The 15,669-nt window shown below is 63.6% G+C and carries 13 protein-coding genes and 1 tRNA gene; 8 read left to right on the top strand and 6 right to left on the bottom strand.

The window, feature by feature from the left end:
* Window positions 1-11: 11 nt before the first annotated feature.
* The 3 genes from metC (ACZ5YA_RS26550) to ACZ5YA_RS26540 all read right to left on the bottom strand — a co-directional run bounded on the left by metC (ACZ5YA_RS26550) (window position 12) and on the right by ACZ5YA_RS26540 (window position 3,214).
* Window positions 12-1,202 (bottom strand): cystathionine beta-lyase, encoded by a 1,191-nt coding sequence (gene metC / locus ACZ5YA_RS26550; protein ID WP_464091442.1) that lies wholly within the window; start codon window positions 1,200-1,202, stop codon window positions 12-14.
* An 8-nt stretch (window positions 1,203-1,210) separates the two neighbouring features.
* Window positions 1,211-1,801 carry a cysteine dioxygenase family protein gene (locus ACZ5YA_RS26545; protein ID WP_276310543.1) on the bottom strand — a complete coding sequence of 197 codons (591 nt, stop codon included), beginning with the start codon at window positions 1,799-1,801 and terminating at the stop codon, window positions 1,211-1,213.
* A gap of 552 nt (window positions 1,802-2,353) precedes the next feature.
* Complete coding sequence (locus ACZ5YA_RS26540) at window positions 2,354-3,214, bottom strand: LysR substrate-binding domain-containing protein (protein ID WP_118932635.1); 861 nt, start codon at window positions 3,212-3,214, stop codon at window positions 2,354-2,356.
* A gap of 150 nt (window positions 3,215-3,364) precedes the next feature.
* On the opposite strand from ACZ5YA_RS26540, the gene ACZ5YA_RS26535 reads away from it, so the two are divergent.
* From ACZ5YA_RS26535 to ACZ5YA_RS26510, 6 genes are all read left to right on the top strand, one after another.
* Window positions 3,365-3,901, top strand: coding sequence for a cysteine dioxygenase family protein (locus ACZ5YA_RS26535; RefSeq protein WP_410469190.1), 537 nt, complete (start codon window positions 3,365-3,367; stop codon window positions 3,899-3,901).
* 72 nt (window positions 3,902-3,973) lie between these two features.
* Window positions 3,974-5,545 (top strand): rhodanese-like domain-containing protein, encoded by a 1,572-nt coding sequence (locus tag ACZ5YA_RS26530; RefSeq protein ID WP_464091441.1) that lies wholly within the window; start codon window positions 3,974-3,976, stop codon window positions 5,543-5,545.
* A gap of 105 nt (window positions 5,546-5,650) precedes the next feature.
* On the top strand, window positions 5,651-6,856 hold the full coding sequence (gene metC, locus ACZ5YA_RS26525) for a cystathionine beta-lyase (RefSeq protein WP_118932633.1): 1,206 nt from the start codon (window positions 5,651-5,653) through the stop codon (window positions 6,854-6,856).
* A gap of 84 nt (window positions 6,857-6,940) precedes the next feature.
* The gene (locus tag ACZ5YA_RS26520; RefSeq protein WP_464091440.1) at window positions 6,941-7,924 is read left to right on the top strand and encodes a Bug family tripartite tricarboxylate transporter substrate binding protein; all 984 of its coding nucleotides are present in this window, start codon (window positions 6,941-6,943) and stop codon (window positions 7,922-7,924) included.
* A 14-nt stretch (window positions 7,925-7,938) separates the two neighbouring features.
* Window positions 7,939-8,727, top strand: a complete 789-nt coding sequence (locus tag ACZ5YA_RS26515) for a maleate cis-trans isomerase family protein (protein ID WP_251877897.1) — start codon at window positions 7,939-7,941, stop codon at window positions 8,725-8,727.
* Window positions 8,708-9,736: a M14 family metallopeptidase gene (locus ACZ5YA_RS26510; protein ID WP_223283375.1), complete on the top strand. Its 1,029-nt coding sequence runs from the start codon at window positions 8,708-8,710 to the stop codon at window positions 9,734-9,736. Before ACZ5YA_RS26515 ends, ACZ5YA_RS26510 begins: the two co-directional genes overlap by 20 nt.
* A 306-nt stretch (window positions 9,737-10,042) precedes the next feature.
* Here ACZ5YA_RS26510 and ACZ5YA_RS26505 read toward each other — a convergent pair.
* A tRNA-Lys gene (locus ACZ5YA_RS26505) sits at window positions 10,043-10,118 on the bottom strand.
* 152 nt (window positions 10,119-10,270) lie between these two features.
* The gene (locus ACZ5YA_RS26500) at window positions 10,271-11,017 is read right to left on the bottom strand and encodes a 3-oxoacyl-ACP reductase family protein (RefSeq protein ID WP_251877899.1); all 747 of its coding nucleotides are present in this window, start codon (window positions 11,015-11,017) and stop codon (window positions 10,271-10,273) included.
* Window positions 11,018-11,132: 115 nt separating this feature from the next.
* Between ACZ5YA_RS26500 and ACZ5YA_RS26495 the strand changes: the two genes are divergently transcribed.
* Together ACZ5YA_RS26495 and ACZ5YA_RS26490 are read left to right on the top strand one after the other, a co-directional pair.
* On the top strand, window positions 11,133-11,750 hold the full coding sequence (locus ACZ5YA_RS26495; RefSeq protein WP_464091439.1) for a TetR/AcrR family transcriptional regulator: 618 nt from the start codon (window positions 11,133-11,135) through the stop codon (window positions 11,748-11,750).
* Window positions 11,751-11,754: 4 nt separating this feature from the next.
* Window positions 11,755-13,344, top strand: a complete 1,590-nt coding sequence (locus ACZ5YA_RS26490; protein WP_251877901.1) for a sensor domain-containing diguanylate cyclase — start codon at window positions 11,755-11,757, stop codon at window positions 13,342-13,344.
* A gap of 3 nt (window positions 13,345-13,347) precedes the next feature.
* Here the strand turns inward: ACZ5YA_RS26490 and ACZ5YA_RS26485 are convergent, their stop codons facing one another.
* Window positions 13,348-15,435, bottom strand: a complete 2,088-nt coding sequence (locus ACZ5YA_RS26485) for an AsmA family protein (protein WP_464091438.1) — start codon at window positions 15,433-15,435, stop codon at window positions 13,348-13,350.
* Between the last annotated feature and the right edge of the window lie 234 nt (window positions 15,436-15,669).

Below are 15,669 nucleotides of genomic sequence, written 5' to 3'. Positions count from 1 at the left end.
TGGCGACACAGCTAGGAAAGGTGGGCGTCGAAGGCTTGTTGCAGGTCCGCGATGATGTCCGCCGGTTCCTCTAGGCCGATGTGAAAGCGGCACATGGCCCCGCGCGCCTTCCAGTCCGACAGACTGCGCGCCGACACCATATTCATGGGAACAACAAGGCTCTCGAATCCGCCCCAGGATGCGCCAATGCCAAAAAGGCGCAGCGCGTCGATCATGGCCTCCATCTGCCGTGCGGTGATATCCGCCTTGAATTCCACCGATACCAGGCCATTGCTGCCCTTGAAATCGCGCTGGAAGATCCCGGCCTGCTCGCCCTCGGCCAAGCCTGCGGCGTAGACGCGGGCGACGCGTGGATCATTGCGCAGCCAATCGGCCACCCGCAGCATGTTTTCCTGGTGAGTGCGCATGCGTACTGGCAGTGTGCGCAGGCCGCGCAGCATCAGCCAGGCGTCATCGGCGCCGACAGTCTGGCCATAGTTGACCTGCACCGTCTCCATCTCCTGCCAGACTTCCTTGGTAGTGACCACGGTACCCATCATGATGTCGGCATGGCCGCTAAGGTACTTGGTGGCCGCCATCAGCGAGATGTCTGCTCCCAGCGCCAGCGGTTGATGCAGAATGCCAGAGCCCCACGTGTTGTCGACAACCAGCAGGCAGCCATGCTGCCTGGCCAGCGCCGACACCTTGCGCAAATCCATCAGCTCATAGATCAACGAGCTGGGATTCTCGGCATAGATCATGCGCGTATTGGGCTGAATCTTCTCGGCCAGATCACTGCCATCCGGACGATAGAAGCTGTGCGTGATGCCCAGGCGAGACAGGCTTTGCGCACACAGTGCGCGTGCCGGCTCGTAGACGCCGTCGGTGATCAGCACGTGGTCGCCGGACTTTAGATAGGCCAGGAATACCATGGCGATGGCCGCCAGACCGGTCGGGAAGACCTTGGCGCGATAGCCGCCTTCCAACAGGACCAGGGCATCTTCCAGCGCATAGGTGCTGTCCGTGCCGCGTGCGCCGTACGAGGCCAGGCGTTCCTGGTCGCGCCGCTGACGCGTGTCGCGCCATTCGCCCACGCTGTTAAACACATAGGTGCTCGCACGCGTGACGGGCGTGTTGACCCAGCCTTGATGGGGACGGCCCGCGCGCAGCAGACGAGTGTTGAAGCCATCTTCTTGCGCAGGCGTGGTCTGATCCTTGAGCATGGCGCGCCTCACTTGCGGGTTTGCACGCCGATAGCCATTTGCTGGCAAGTGCCATTCTCCAAATCGAAGGAGATGCGGCGATCCAGCGTTTCCAGCGCGCGGCCGTAGAAGTGCAGATGACGGATCACGTCCTGGCCTTCGATATGTACGGCATGGATGTCATCGGCCATCAGCGCAATGCCGCTTCCTGGCTCGACTACCACGGTGCCGGTCTTTTCCAGCTGCGCGCGTCCGGGCTCGCTGCCGTCATCCTTGCGATCATAGGTGTAGTTCAGCTCCACGCCTTCGACCGCGGCGATACATGCCCAGGTCGTATGGTTATGCGGCACGATTTTTTTGCCCGGGCGCATGACGTTCAGGTACAGCGCATACGACTTGTCGGCATCTTCCTGGATCAGGTAGCGGGCCTGCAGCTCACCGGCTTCAGGCGCCGGGTAGTGCGACTCGTCCCACCAGTCTTTGTTTGCGGCCAGACCGATCAGTTTGGACAGCGTTTTTTCCAACGTCGCCCGGTTTTCACCTTCTTGGCTGAACAGCGTCTTGACCTGTTCGATGGTGGTGCCGATCTGTTCCGATCCCGGGTTTTTTTGCTGCGGCATTGCGAATCTCCTTGTAGAACGGCGTATGAGTTGCAGCCGATCTTAAAGAGCCATGCCCAGCCATTCAAATTAATGTTGCAGGAAAATGTATTGAAAAAGCTAATGGATTGCCTGTCGTCATAGAGTGAGAGAGCCAGCGCCGCGAGCGCTTGATTTCTTTCGGTAAGGGTAAGTACTAGATCGTTGACAGCGAATTTGCCACCGATGACAGCCCTGTGATTGTGCAGGAACCGTAATGGATTTTGAGGTGGGGCTTTGCAGTGGACGTACAGGGAAATCGGACGATCTCCAGCGAAGGTTGAACTAGTTGAAATTCGCTCTAAATCAGTAAGCGTGCTGATTTTTGCTGAACTGGTGGAAGCAACGCTCTGTACTGGTACTGCGCCGACATCTCGATGCTGTCTGCCAGACAAGCGCTCTGTTGTTTGGCGAAGAACCGAGAGCAGTACATTTCCGGCGCGGTATCGAACGCGGCCCGTGATGTAGCCGCAGCGACGCGCTATTGCGCCTGAGATTTGAGGCCCGCCGCTGTTCTTTGAGCTGCGTGAGCCACTACGCGCCGCTGAAGCGCACGCGGGCCTGGAGGCTCTCGAAGACCTGCCGGATCACCGGATTGACTACGTGGCTGCGAATGTAGAGCCTATAGACCAGGTCCGGCAGCGGCGGCATGTTGTCGCCTGCACCCAGCACGCGCAGACCCGGATCGAGCTGCTCCACACCGCGGGCCGTGACGCCCAGTCCGGCGCGCAGCGCCGCGCGGATGCCGACCAGGCTGGTCGAGGTATGGCTGGGCGTCCAGGGAATGCCGGCGGTGTCCAGGGCTTCGCAGGCCAGCCGGCGAAAGATGCTCGGGCCGTCCGCCATCACCAGCGGTATGGGCTTGAACGGATCGTGCGCATAGTTGGCGCCGCACAACCAGACGGTGGGGCTGGAGCGCAGGACAAAGCCCTCGAAGGCCTCGTCCTCGCGGTTGGAGATCACCATGTCCATCTCGCCCTGCTTGAGCGATTCCATCAGGAACGGGCTGCGCCCGACATGGAGATCGAACTGCATGCCGGGAAAATTCAATGCAATTTCCTGCAGCACGGGTGGCAGCATGGTGTCGGCCGTGTCGTGGGGCGCGCCGATGCGCACCAGGCCCTGAACCTGCCGGTGCTGCAAATTTCTAAGCGCCTCGTCATGGATCGCGAGCATATGCAGCGCATAGCCCAGCAGACGCCGGCCATGATCGGTCAGGCGCTTCTGCCGCCCTTGTTTCTCGAATAGTTCATGACCAACCTTGTCTTCCAGGCGCTGCATCTGCTGCGTGATGGTGGACTGCGTGCGCCCGAGCTGCAACGCAGCCGCGGCGAAGCTGCCTTTGTTCGCGATGGTCGCCAAAGTCCGCAGAAGTTCCAGATCAAGCATGTCCATACTTTAATTATATTGAAGTATTAACTTGAACTCCCCAGATTGTTTGACATCGGGCGCGGGACTAAATTGGCCTTCAACGACCAGAAGGAGCCCGTCTTGAACAACATTGCTGAGCGACGAGAACAAGCCGTGGCCTCGGCTGTTTCCGCCATGAGGAGTGCCATCGGCGCCGGTCCAGCCACGCGCGAAAACCTGGACGCGGTATTGCACCAGTTGCTGGATCTCGCGGCACGGCGAGATCTGTGGCAACCCGCCGATTACCCAGCTCCCGAGGCCCGCGAGCACCAGGCACGCTATCTGATCGCCGAGGATCCAGACCATAGCTACGCGCTGTATCTCAATGTGATGCGCCCCGTCAAACGCATCGCGCCACACAATCACACGACCTGGGCCTGTATCGCCGCCGTGGAGGGTAGCGAGCACAACCGCGTCTATGAACGCTCCGACGACGGTACGGTGCCCGGCGTCGGAACGCTGCGCGAGACCGAGATGGTGATGGTGACGCCGGGACAGGGCATCGCGCTGATGCCCAACGATATCCATTCGGTGGAAATCCGCGGCGCGCAAATCATTCGCCATTTACACGTGTATGGCCGAGCGCTGGAAACCCTGAACGAGCGCGTCAGTTACGACCTGGAAACTGGCACCTACCGGACCATGCCGATCGGCGTACAGACACGCCGCTGAGCGCAGCACCGGATCTCCACCGCGTGCGTGCGCGTCAGTGCATCACTCTGCCTCCATCTACCGACTCCCTTCATGCCTATTTCCGTTTCCGCTTCCACCCTCAAATCCTGGCTGCACGATGGCAGGGAGATCGCCTTGCTCGATGTGCGCGAGCATGGCCAATACGGCGAATCGCACCTGTTCTATGCGACCTCGCTGCCCTATAGCCGGCTGGAGCTGGAGATTGCACGCCTGGTGCCGCGCAAGCAGGCTCGCGTCGTGGTGTATGACGGAGGCGAAGGCGGCAGCGCGGGCGTGGCCGAGCGCGCGCGCCTGCGCCTGGAGGCGCTGGGCTACACGCAGGTCGCCATTCTGGAAGGCGGCACCCGCGCCTGGCGCGGGGCGGGCTATCAATTGTTCGCCGGCGTGAACCTGCCATCCAAGACTTTCGGCGAGCTCGCAGAACACGTCTATCGGACACCCCGTATCACCGCGCGGCAGTTGGCGCAGAAACAGGCCGAGGGAGCGCCGTTGGTGGTGCTGGATGGGCGTCCCGTGTCGGAGTTCGGCAAGATGAATATTCCTGGCGCCATCTGCTGCCCAAACGGCGAGCTGGCCTATCGCATCCGCAACCTGGCGCCCGACGAGTCGACGCCTATCGTCATCAATTGCGCCGGCCGGACGCGCTCGATCATCGGCGCGCAGACCTTGATCAACCTAGGTGTTCCCAACCCAATCTACGCGCTGGAAAACGGCACGCAGGGCTGGTATCTGGCAGACCTGCCGCTCGAGCATGGTGGAACCCGGCGCTATGCCGACGACTCCGGCGGACAGTCCCTGCAGACGCAGGCCCGGGCCCTGGCGGCGCGCTTCGACGTGCCCTACGTGGACGCGCCAACCGTAAGGACCTGGTTCCAGGACGTCGGACGTTCCCTCTTTCTCTGCGACGTGCGCACGCCGGAAGAGTTCAAGGCCGGATCGCTACAGGGCGCGCAGCATACGCCGGGCGGCCAATTGATGCAGGCGAGCGACCAGTATGTCGGCGTGCGCGGCGCGCGCCTGGTGCTCTTCGACAGCGACGGTGTGCGCGCGCCCGTAGTTGCGAGCTGGCTGCGCCAGATGGGCCATGACGCCTGCGTGCTGGCCGGCGGGCTGAACAGCGGCCTGGCGCTGGATGTCGAAGCAAGCCCGCCCGCTCCGGCGCTGGCCAGCATCTCGGTTCCGGAATTGGCGCGGCGCCTGCAACGGCAGGACGTGGCGGTGGTGGACCTGCGCCCAGGCATGCGCTACCGGGCCGCGCACATACCCGGCGCGCGCTGGTCGATCCGCCCAAACCTGGCGCGCGACCTCGTAGCCGAACCCCGCCAGATCGTGCTGGTCGCGGACGAGGCCGCGCTGGCGCAATGGGCTTCGCTGGAACTTCCCCAGGCACCGCTGCTGCTCGAGGGCGGCATGGGCGCCTGGCAGCAGGCGGCCATGCCGGTCGAATCGAGCCCTGATCGCCCATCGGATGAAGCATGCCTTGATTACCTGTTCTTTGTGCACGACCGGCACGATGGCAACAAGGAGGCGGCCCGCCAATACCTGGCCTGGGAAACCGGTCTGGTACCCCTGCTCGACGAGCGGGAATTGGCGGCCTTCCGCCTGCCACCCGCCGCCAACTAACCCACGCCACGCATGGCTGCCATAACCGGCAGGTAGCAACATCATGCGCACGATCTTCTTCCCGATCCGATCTCTGTCAACCCCGTCAGTCCAGATGGTTTCACGATGAAAGACGAACACTCTCTGTCCAGGAAATGGAGTACGCAAACCCGCCTGTCCCACACTGGAAAGGCCCCGGCGTACATCGGTGGCACGGCCGTCAACCCGTCGATCGTGCGTGCCAGCACGGTCGTCTTCGAAAATACCGCTCACCAGCGCGAAATGCGCGAGCGGCGGGGCCAGGAACGCATCTTCAGCTACGGCGCCCGCGGCACGCCCACCACCTTCGCGCTGGAGGACGCAGTCAGCGAACTGGAGGGTGCCTACCGCACCCGCCTGCTCCCGACCGGACTGGCGGCCATCGGCATGACGCTGCTGAGTTACCTGCGGCCCGGCGATCACGTGCTGCTGACCGACAGCGCCTATCAACCGGTGCGGCACATGGCGCAGCAGTTCCTGCAGCCCTACGGTATCGAGTACACCTTCTTCGCAGCCGACGGCAGCGATGCCGAGGCGAAGATGCGTCCCAACACCCGCATGCTCTACGCCGAGTGCCCCGGCTCGCTGGTCTACGAAATGTGCGACTTGCCCGCACTCGCCGCCATGGCGCACGAACGCGGCGCGATCGTGGTGGCAGACAACACTTGGGGATCGGGCTACCAGTACCGGCCGTTGCTGCTGGGCGCGGACGTTTCGGTGATGGCCGCGACCAAGTACCTATCCGGCCATTCGGACGTGATGATGGGAACCGTGGCTACGACCGAAGCAGCCTGGGGCGCGCTAGCCGAGCGCTGCGATGCCTTCGGCATGACTGTCAGCCCCGACGATGCGTGGCTGGTGCTGCGCGGCATGCGTACCCTGGCAGCGCGTCTCCAAATGCATGAACAGCACGCGCTGACGGTGGCGAAGTGGTTGCTGGAGCAGCCGGCGGTGCGGACGGTATTCTGCCCAGCCCTGCCGTCGCATCCCGGACATGAATTGTGGCTGCGCGATTGCCAAGGCACCAATGGACTGGTGTCTTTCGAATTGCCCGAAGGCACACCTCAAGCCAACGTTGACCGCTTCATCGACAGCCTGCGGCTGTTCGGCTTGGGTGCATCCTGGGGAGGCTACGAGAGCCTGGTCACAGGCGCGCACCTCACCCAGGCGCGTAGCGTCACAGACTGGAGCGGCCACGGGCCGGTGGTGCGCTTGCACATCGGCCTCGAGAATCCGGCCGATCTCATCGAGGATCTCGCACAGGGCTTCGAACAGGCGGCTCTGGCGAAATAGCGCGCGTCCACGGCTGCCGAGCGTCCGTCCGGTCGCGACAAGCACTCGCATACGGCGAGCGCATACACACACAAGGAGAAAACCATGAGAAATGCCTATTCCAGACTGCTCGCCGTGTCCGCTTGCGCTGTAGCAGCCTACTTCGGAGGCGCAGCCCAGGTCCGCGCCGCCTATCCGGAAAAGCCGATCACCATCACCGTACCGTTCCCCGCCGGAGGCGGCGTGGACGTGGTCGGCCGGCTCTACGCGCAGCAGATCACCGAGAGCACAGGGGCGAGCATCGTCGTGGAGAACCGTGCCGGCTCGGGCGGCATCATCGGCGTAGGTGCGATCGCTCGTTCGAAGGCGGACGGATACCAGTTCGTGATGGGCAGTCCGGGCAATATCAGTATTGCCCCGAGCGCCTACCGCTCGCTCAGCTACGATCCCGCGAAAGACCTGCAGGCCGTGGCCATGGGCGTGCAGATGCCCATCCTGCTGGTGGCCAGGCCGGATGCGCCGTTCACCACAGTGGCCGAACTGATCAGCTACAGCAAGCAGAATCCGGGCAAGCTCACCTATGGTTCCGGGGGCACGGGGACCTCGCTGCACCTCGCGGGCGCCATGTTCGCCCAGATGGCTGGAATTAACGCCCTGCACGTGCCGTATAAAGGCTCGACCCCGGCATTAATCGACTTGATGGGCGGGCGCGTCGACTATATGTTTGTCGACACGTCTGCGATGGCGAATGTGAACGCAGGAAAGATCAAGCTGCTGGCAGTCACCAGCGGCAAGCGTTCGACTTTGCTGCCGGATACACCGACGGTCGCGGAATCGGGGCTACCGGGCTACGAAGCCATCAATTGGTATGGTTTCTTCGCGCCCGCCGGCACACCTCCCGAAGCGGTGCAGTGGCTGCACGACAAGATACAGGCAGCCCTGGCCGAGCCAGCCTTGGTGAATAAGCTCAAGAGCCAGATGGTCGAGCTACCGCCCGCCATGGACAGCGCCGCCTTTGCCCAATTCGTTGCCGGCGATACAGCCAAGTGGTCGCAGCTGATCAAGGCAATGAACCTGAAGCTGGATTAAGGGCGGAGGCTCGCATGATTCGTCCCGTCGCGCGCATCGGCGTGCTACTGCCGGAAGGCAATATCACCTGTGAAGTCGAGTATCCCCGGTTGGGGCAGTCCGATGCCAGCTTCCATTTCCAGCGGTTGCATCGCGACGGCGCGGCGCTATCGGCCGAGTCTCTGCTGACGCTGCATCGCGGTGTCGACGCGGCGCTGGCCGCGTTGCGCGACACGAGCCCGCGGGCGTATGTGTTTGCGTGCACGTCCGGGACCTTCCTGGCAGGACATGACAGGCATGACGATGCCGCTGCGCGGATCCGCGCAGCCACCGGGTGCCCGGCCATCACGACCGCCAGCGCGCTATTACAGGCATGCAGCGCCCTGACCGTGCGTCGACTCCACATGCTGGCGCCATATCCCGACGCGATCACTCGCCAGGAGGCCGAATTCCTGGCATTTCACGGCGTCGACGCCAGCCACTACGACACCCTGGAATGTCGCGACGGCAATGCCATACGCGGATTGGACGAGAGCACGGTGTACCAGCGTCTGATGGCACGCGCCGACGACGCGCGTCGCGCTGACGCTGTCTTCCTGAGTTGCACCAATATGCCAACGCTAGGTCTGATCGAAGCACTAGAAGCCGATCTGGGCGTGCCCGTTTTTTCGTCGAATACCGCCACGGCCTGGGCGGGCCTACGACTGGCGGGCGTCGCCGGCGATACCCCAGCGATTGGCGTGCTCGGCCGGCAGGCACTGCCCGAGCGCGCGCACTTTTCTACCACTTTCGATACAAGGAACCATGATGGGCGTCATCCGTGATTTTCTTTCTGATTTTTCGGGCCCCGCGCTCAAGCAGGGCGCGATCGACGTGGGGACCATGGCATCCGGCATGGCCGTGGAGCTGCCTTTCGTAGCCATTCGTGGTGCCCGACCAGGCAAAACGCTATGGCTCAATGGGCAGGTCCATGGCGATGAGATCAACGGCATCCTGGCGGCCCTGCGCTTCGCGCGCAGCCTGGACCCAGCCACCATGAGCGGCAATGTGGTGGTCACTCCCACGGCCAATCCCCACGCACTGGACAGCCGTCGGAAACGCAATCCATATGACGATCTCGATCTCGACCAATGCTATCCCGGCAACCCCGGCGGCCTGATCTCCGAGCGGCTGGCACATGCACTGATGCAGGAGATCCGCGGCACCGCCGACCTGCTGATCAACCTGCACACCATGAACGCGCTATTCGATTCACGGGTCTACGCAGTCTACAAGGTGCATCCGGACAGTCCATTGTCTGAAGAGGCGCTACTGGATCTGATTGCGCTGTTCGAACCCAACGTCGCCTGCCGCATGGATGTGGGTGGCAAGGGTGAACTGCCGGGCAATATCGCCGGCGCACTCGACTATCAGTGCCTGGCGTTGGGTATACCCGCATTCATGCTGGAACTGGGAGGAGGCAGCCGCTGCGAGATCGCCAACGTCGACCAGGCCGAGCGCGGTTTCGCCCGGCTGGCTGCACGCCTGGGAATCCTTGACGGTCAGGCCGACGACTTCGTCGCAAAGCGCGTGCGACGCGTGACCCGGCGCGGCTGGTTGACCTTTGCGCATGGCGGCCTGTTCATGCCGGCGGTCGAAGCCGGCGTCACGCTGCCGGCCGGCAGCCTGCTTGGCGCGACCATGGATCTGCACGGCAATCCACTCGAGAGAATCGAGCTTGCGCATGATGCCGTGGTCATCGGCTTGCGCCGTGATCCCGTCGTGCACACGGGCGAGCGCGCCGCGTTTGTCGCGCGAGAATGGGAGGAAGTCGAAACTAATATTGCACGATAAGCGCCACGCTTCATCTTGATGGCACGGATGCGTTTGCGGTCACCGGCCGCATTCCGCCAAGAGCTGCCTGTACTACTGACCATTCTTCGCATCGGGCCGGCTCTCGCCTATTCCCATGGCATCCCGCTCCTGATGCTGAAAGAACTTGGGGCTGGGAAACCATCGATATGGTGAAGCGCCATGCACGCCTGGCGCCAAGCCTCCTTGCAGCTCATGCGCCATGGTCAAGTTTTGGTCAAACTCGGCGGGGTAATGAAAAACGCCCTAGTCGCTTAGCGACTAGGGCGTTGATTTCATTATGAATTCTGGTGGGCTGTGAGTGGCTCGAACACTCGACCTACGGATTAAGAGTCCGCTGCTCTACCAACTGAGCTAACAGCCCTGCAACTTCACTCAGTTTCGTCCGCTTTGCTGCGCGTTTTTTAGTTCGCTGCCGCTGCGTTTCGTTATGTGTGTAGTGCGAAGAAGAAAGATTATATGCAGCTTTTTGGGTTTGTGCAAGTCACCTGGGAAAAAACTTTTCCCAGGCCTGCCTCAAGCCGCAAATCCGCCATCCACCGACAGGCTCGCGCCCGTGACGTAGCGCCCTTCCGGCCCGGCCAGGAACGCCACCATGCCGGCGATATCACGCGCCTCGCCGTAGTGCGGCAGGGACAGTACCGCCACCAGGTCCGCCGCATGCGCGCCGTCGGCGGGATTCATGTCGGTGTCGATCGGGCCGGGGTGCACCACATTGGCGGTAATGCCGCGTGCGCCCAGGTCGCGCGCCAGGCCCTGGGTCAGGCCGACCAGCGCGGACTTGCTGGCGGCATACAGCGCAACGCCTGCGCGGCCCGCGCGGCCTGCCAGGCAGCTGCCGATGTTGATGATGCGTCCGCCGTCCGGCATGGACGCCTGTGCCGTTTGAATGGCGACGAACGGCGCGCGAACGTTGACGTCCATGGTGCGCTCGTAGTCGTCGAGGCTGGTTTCGCCGATCGTGCCGGTCAGGAAGATGCCGGCGTTGTTGACCAGCACGTCTATCGGTCCCAGTTCGGCGACGGCCCGGTCGACCGCGCCGCGAACCGCGGACGCGTCCGCCGCATCTGCCTGGATGGCGAGCGCGCGGCGCCCGTCCACCGACAGTTCGCGTACCAGCGCCTGCGCGCCGGCGGCCGAGGAAGCGCTCACATAAGTGAAAGCCACGTCGGCGCCATCGGCCGCGAGGCGGCGCACGATGGCGGCCCCGATCCCCCGGCTGCCGCCGGTGACGAAGGCAATTTTTCCAGTCAGATTCGGCATTGCGATATCCATATTTGTAGTGATCAGTACAAATATATTCGCCGAGCGCATTGACGTCCGTCAACTATTTTTTTATCGACCACCACAAAATTCTCTGACGAGTAAAATCACGCCCATGGCAGAACGTGGGCGCCCCAGGAACTTCGATCGTGCCCAGGCCTTGCGCAAGGCCATGGACGTCTTCTGGTCGAAGGGATATGACGGAGCATCGCTGACCGACCTCACGGCGGCGATGGGCATCAATTCGCCCAGCCTTTACGGCGCATTCGGCTCAAAGGAAGGACTATTCCGCGAAGCGGTGGAGCTCTACCGCGAAACCGAGGGCAGCTCGGCGCGACGCGCGCTGCAAGAAGCGCCCACGGCGCGCGAAGCCATCCAATCCATGCTGCTGGCTTCCGCAGAACGCTTCACCGCACCGGGTACGCCGTCGGGCTGCATGATCGTGCTGAGCGCGCCGGCAGGCTGCGTGAATCAGGCCGGCGTGGGCGACTTCCTGGGCGACAACCGCCGCGACATGCAAAGCCGCATCCTGGCCCGCCTCAATGCTGGCGCATCCGATGGCGAACTGCCCGCCGGCGTCGATCTCAAGAGCCTGGCCGCCTTCTACACCACCATGCTGCATGGCATGTCGATCCAGGCGCGCGACGGCGCCAGCCGCAAGACCTTGCAAGCCGTGGCCAGACAGGCGATGAGAGCCTGGGACGCGCTGACCGAAAGCATACCTAACGGATAACGCCATGTTCCGGATCAACCTGCGGCATCTCATCCTGTGGATCAGCTTGCTGTCGGTTCTGCTCGCGCTGATGGGCAGCCTGCATGCCAGTTACCTGGTGCAGCGTGATCTTCTGCTGCGCACCGCGCTGGAACTCAACCAGGCCTACGCCTCCAAGCTGGCTTCCGTGACCGACGTGTTCCTGACCGACCTCAGGAACTATCTGTCGTATAGCGCGGAGATGCTGGCCGACATGGAAGTGCATCCCGAACACATGGCGGCCGAGACGCAGCGCCAGGAACGGCAGCTCGGCCAGTTCAACTCCACGTTTGTCGTGTCGCCACAAGGCACGGTACTGGCGGCATCGACCTCGGACCGCGCGTTGCTGGGCCAGCAACTGAACAGCGAGGCCGTCAGCCGCGCGCAGGCGACCTTGCACCCGACGGTCAGCGCCCCGTTCATGGACCTCAAGAACCGCTGGCTGATCCTGTACACCCACCCGATTTTCTCGGCCGACCACCGCTATCTGGGGTTTCTCGGCGGCACGCTCTACCTGCATGAGCACAACATGCTGGATCACCTGCTGAGCCAGCACTTCTACCGCGGCGACTCCTCTCTTTACGTCATCGATCGCAACGGCACCCTGATCTATCACCCCGACCCCGGCCGCTTGGGACAGAGCGTCTCCAAATCCGACGCGTTCGCCCCCGCCTTGCGAGGCGAAACCGGCGAAATGCGCTTCACCGACGACGACGGCCACGCGTTGCTGACGGGCTATGCGCCAGTGCCCAGCATGGGCTGGAGCATCATCGCGCAACGCCACGTCGACGCGACCTTGCAACCTCTGGGCGATCTGCTTCTGACCACCGCTCTCCATACCTTGCCGCTGCTGCTGCTTTCAGTGGCCTCCATCTGGCTGCTGTCGCGCTGGATCGCCCGGCCGCTAGGCGAACTGGCCGGCATCGCCAAGCACATGCAGAACGCGGATTCAGCGGATCGCATCCGCAACGTGCGCTCCTGGTACTTTGAAGCCGCGCAACTCAAGCGCGCGCTGCTGGCGGGGCTGTCCTCGATCCACCACAAAATCCGCGACCTGCGCCGTGAAACCACTACCGATACCTTGACAGGCCTCTTGAACCGGCGGGGAATGGACGAGGCGCTGGCGCTGCTGCAAGCCGAGAAACAGCCGGTGGCGGCCGTAGTCATCGACATTGACCACTTCAAGCACATCAATGACCGCTACGGCCACGCGGAAGGCGATCGCGCGCTGCAATCCCTGGCCAAGCTGATGAGCGACGGTTCGCGCAGCGGCGACACCGTGGCGCGCGCCGGCGGCGAGGAGTTCGTCATGCTGCTGCCCGGCGCCCCCCTGGAAGCCGCCATCGCCCTGGTGGAGCGGCTGCGTCAGCGCATTGCCACCGAGCCGGGCGCCGTCGCCACGCCCTTCACCATTTCGGCGGGAGTAGCGGCCTACCCCGCGCATGGCGCGACGCTGGACGCCGTACTGCAACGCGCCGACCAGGCGCTCTACTACGCCAAGAACCACGGCCGCGACGCCGTCTGCGTCGCGGACGACGACGCCCAGGCCGGAGCGCGCCGGGCCTCGCCGGCCTGAGCTCTATTTGCCTTTGGACGGAGCGGGCGGCGGCGCCTTGGGCGGCACGCGCATCTGCTTCAGCAAGGGACCGCAGGCATTGTCGTCGGTGGTGCTGGGCGCAACCAGCGCCAGCAACCCGGCGGCCGGCGTCAGCAGTACGCCCAGGGCCACCATGCCCGCGCCGCGCGCCGCCAGGGGCAGCACATGTACCCCCACGTCCGGCGAGCCGAAGGTGCCCCGTACATACAAGGGAGAGCGCAGCGAGAAGATGCGGAAGCCCTTGCTGTCCGGAGTGATGTCCAGGTCCATCTTCTCGTTCTTGAAGTCAGCCGTGCCGGTGATGCTGATCAGCGCGTTCTCGGTGTCGAACACGAACACGCGCGGCGTCATCACGCCGTTCTTCATTTCCAGGTCGGCCGCGCCGCAATTGATCTTCACCTCGTCGTCGCCGAACAGCTTGGAGACGACGTAGTTGCCCACGTTGAGTCCCGCGATCTCCATCAGGCTGCGGCTGATGACGCCATCGTTGACCAGCATCTTCACATCGCCCGTCGCGGTGCCCAGCAGGGCTGCGACCGAGTTCCCCGCGCCGCTCAGCGCCATGTCGCCATTCAGCTCGCCCAGCGTTTTCTGCATGGCGGCGGTGGAGGGGAAGAGTTGCTTGAGCCGCAAGCGGCGCGCGCTGATGTCCACACGCCCGGTCAGGGTCGAGCCGGAGCCATCCAGCCGTATGGTCGAATTGATATTGCCGCCAGCCATGCCGAAGCGCAACGGTTCCAGCGTGAGCTTGCCATCCTGCAGCACCAGGTGCACGGACAGGTCCGACAGCGGCAGCTTGCTGTCATGCACGATGCGGCCGGCATCCAGCGCAACGTCGGCATCCATGTCACGCCAGCGGTCGGTACGGAATGCCTGCGTGGGCAGCACCTTGCCCCCCTTCGGCTTGGCCGGCGCGTCCTTGGCCTTGTCCGTTTCGGCGCCCGCAACCTTGCCCGATGGCACGCCGATCAGCGGCCCCAGGTCCTCCATGCGCAACTGTTTGGAGGAAAGCTTGCCGGTCAGCTTGGGCCGGGGCATGCCCAATGCGAAACTGATGTCGCCATGCAGATCGCTGTTACCCACCTTGCCGTTGAAATCCTTGTAGTCGAACACCGCCCCGCCGGGATTACGCAGCTTGGCCACCAAGTGGCCGTCGGTGGAATACGGCGGCGTGTCCGGCAGCGTGACGCCCGTCAGCGGATATAGCTGCGCCATGGACGCGCCCGACAACTTCAAACGCAGATCCAGCGAGCCGAGGTTGACCGGATCGGTCAAGGTTCCCACGATTGAAGCCCGGGTACCGCCGATGGTTACGTCCGCCTGCACAGGAAAAGGCTGCCTGGCGTCCTGCAGGGCCAGCATGCCGCCGACCTTGCCTTCGCCCTTGGTGGCCAGGCCCTTGAACTTGCCGTCCAGCTTCCAGCCGAATACGTAGTCGCGCGGCGACGGTGCGGCCCCGCCCTCTTCCGCTGCAAAGGCTGCCCCGGCCACGTCGGCGAACGGCACCGGCTTGCCCAGGGGATCGACCAGCACGGTCAGGTCCGCCTTGAGAACTTCGTCCATCAGCGCCACCCGGCCCTTGTCAAAGCCAATCTCATTGATGTCCAGCACCCAGGGCGAAGGCTCGCCGGTTTCTGGCAGCGTGAACTCCCAGTTGGCGCGGCCGTCGGCCAGGCGCTGCAGATCGGCGGCGGGTTCGGTCAGCTGGATGCGGCGGATGACCACGCGCTGGCGCAGCAGCGGCAGGAGCGCCAGGCTGAACTCGCCGCGCTTGAGGGTTGCGAACTGGGGCGCCTTGGCCCAGGGCGCATTGGCCACGGAGATATCGTTGGCAATGACATGCGGCCATGGCACCCAGGCCCGCCAGCCGCCCTCGTCGGGTTCGCGCGTCCATTTGACGCTGAGATCGCCGTTGATGGCGAAGGAGCGCCCGACCGCGGCGCTGGCCCGCTCATTGATGAAAGGCTTGGCGCGATTCCAGTCGAAGGTGGCGATCACGGCCACCAGTACCGCCACGAGGAGCGCCGCTCCCCCTACAATCCCGATCGCTATTTTTCCTGAGCGCGTCATGGTTATTATCCTTGGCATTGCGGCCGGCGTACCGCTGCCGGCCCTCGTTACCGTCAAGGGTATCGCGGCCTGCGGCGCCGGCCAGGCTTTCCGGCCCCATAATGTGTGCGGATTTTTCCTCGCCAGGCTCTCCAGGCAGCGCCACCCGGCACGCGCCAGCCGGGGTTTGCCCAGCATGGCGCGTGCCTGGCCCCGTGGCGGCCGGTTACAAAACGAAATAGCTTCGCGCGGCGA

It is taken from the genome of Achromobacter sp. JCM 18799, assembly GCF_055395645.1.
This window is presented reverse-complemented; position numbering and strand designations above follow the sequence as displayed.